The organism is Allochromatium palmeri (assembly GCF_009720725.1).
Lineage (GTDB): Bacteria > Pseudomonadota > Gammaproteobacteria > Chromatiales > Chromatiaceae > Thermochromatium > Thermochromatium palmeri.
The window spans coordinates 1-1964 of record NZ_WNKT01000110.1; the positions used below are offsets into that span (position 1 = coordinate 1).

At 63.0% G+C, this 1964-nt stretch carries 3 protein-coding genes; 1 reads left to right on the forward strand and 2 read right to left on the reverse strand.

Annotated elements, in window-relative coordinates; translation table 11 throughout:
* The coding region (locus GJ668_RS19600) for an oxidoreductase (protein WP_484476974.1) at positions 1 to 470 on the reverse strand (470 nt) is incomplete at its 3' end.
* Positions 471 to 695: 225 nt separating this feature from the next.
* Between GJ668_RS19600 and GJ668_RS19605 the strand changes: the two genes are divergently transcribed.
* Positions 696 to 1484, forward strand: coding sequence for a bestrophin-like domain (locus GJ668_RS19605; RefSeq protein ID WP_155451763.1), 789 nt, complete (start codon positions 696 to 698; stop codon positions 1482 to 1484).
* A gap of 100 nt (positions 1485 to 1584) precedes the next feature.
* Here GJ668_RS19605 and GJ668_RS20430 read toward each other — a convergent pair.
* Positions 1585 to 1964, reverse strand: a 380-nt coding sequence (locus GJ668_RS20430) for a hypothetical protein (protein ID WP_222930833.1), incomplete at its 5' end; no start/stop codon positions are given.

Here is a 1964-nt window from a genome sequence, read left to right on the forward strand (position 1 = left end):
TCGATCATCGCCTGGCGATCGAGCGCGAGCGGCGCCCTGTCGCTGGCACCGAAGGGCACGGCGGAGGGGGCGACGGTCTGCCAACCATTGACGTGCTCGGGCGGGAGCTGCGCGCCACCCTGCCAAGGCACATCGGTCGAGGCCTTACGACCGGCGTGTGCAAGCTGGATCGCGATGGGCATGTCTGACCACGTGCGAACGGCCGACAAGGTCGCGGCCATCGCCGCCTCGGTGGCGTCGTCCCACAGCCCGACATCCCCGTAAGAGATCCGACCTTCCGGCACCACGGCGGTCGCCTCGATCGTCAGCAAGGCCGCGCCCGAGAGCGCGAGCTGACCGAGATGGATCAAGTGCCAGTCGTTCATGCAGCCGTCGGTCGCGGAATACTGGCACATGGGTGCGATCACGATGCGATTGGCCAGCCTGAGCGAGCCGATCGTCAAGGGTTCGAAGAGTTTCGGTGTCTGCATGTCGATTAACCTGTGAGTCGATGAAGGATCGGGGTCGGGTCCAGCCTGATCGCCTCCAAGCAGCGCCTGACAGTGGCTGACGCGAACGTCCAGGGCGACGGGGCCGCCGGGCATCAGCGCCGATTGTAAATCCCTGAAGCGGGGCTTAGACTCGTGCCCCGCAACGCAAGGCGGCTCCTTAGCGCCCTGTCGCCCACGCTCCAGACCGCACAGGCCATGAAGGCAATGAGCAGCCTACTCGAAGACCCGATCGCAATCGTTCGTTATCCGATCTTTTTTCTCCCCGTCTCGTTCGTGGTGCTGTCGCTGGCAACCTGGATCGGCGCGTCGCGCCTGCAAGGGCTGCGGGCGCAGATCGCCGAGATACGCGAGGATTACCGCGTCGTCGAGGGGGCGACGCTGACGCTCCTGGCGCTCATCATCGGCTTTACCTTCTCCATGGCGTTGGAACGCTACGACCAACGAAAAAATCTGGAGGAGGAAGAAGCCAATGCAATCGGTACGGAATACCTGCGAGCCGATCTCCTGCCGGAGGCGGACGGAGCGCGAGCGCGGGAGCTGATAGTGCAGTACATCGATCAGCGCATCCGGTTCTACCGGACGCGCGACGAGCAGTCCCTGCTGGAAACCAATAGCGAGACGGCCCGGTTGCAGAGCGCGCTCTGGACGGTTGTGGTGGGGCCGGCTGAGGCGCAGCCCACGCCGGTCATGGCGTTGGCGGTCGCCGGCATGAACGACATGCTGAACACCCAGGGTTATACGCAAGCGGCCTGGGTGAATCGCATCCCGCTGGCGGCCTGGGCACTGCTGACGTCGATCGCGATTTGCTCTGCACTCCTGGTCGGTCTCGGTGCCAGGAACACCCCCTCGCCGTCGCATACGCACTTCATCCTACCGCTCGTCATCTCCATCGCCTTCTTTCTCGTCGCAGACATCGATAGCCCGCGCCGGGGAATGATTCGGATCCCGCCGCAGAATCTCATGTTGCTCGCCACCTCACTGAAGAGCCCGTGATCACCGCCTGCAAAAGCATCGGGCGGAAACGATCCGCGCACCTTTGCGTTGCACAGCACTTTCGATCATCGCCGCCACCAACGGATCACGGCCTAACCGATCACGCTTGGCGCTTGGCGACCATCCGTACATCGCCTGGAGTCAAGATGCCCGACACCAGGAATCCGGCGGACGACACGCCGCGACCAGGATCTATACTTGGAGAACCAGCCTCGCCCGCGCGCACGCTCAGCGGCTTCCGGGTGAGGCGGTGCCGGACGTCTGCTGTAGCAGATGCACCGACAGGCTCCAGACGAGGGACGAGGATCCAAGCCATGTCGAAAGAACACGAAAACCACAAAGAAGCGAAGAAGAAACCCGCTCTGAACCCGAATTGGACTTTGGACAAAAACACGCTCCTTCCCAGTGCCCAGTAGGCCTTCTTGAAACTTTTCGTGGTATGCATCCGATCAAGCCGTCGCGGTGAGCCTCGGTTGGCGC

Bases quoted from the DNA above. Each gene is read 5' to 3' on its own strand.
- GJ668_RS19605 (WP_155451763.1), top strand. From the start codon at position 696: ATGAGCAGCCTACTCGAAGACCCGATCGCAATCGTTCGTTATCCGATC.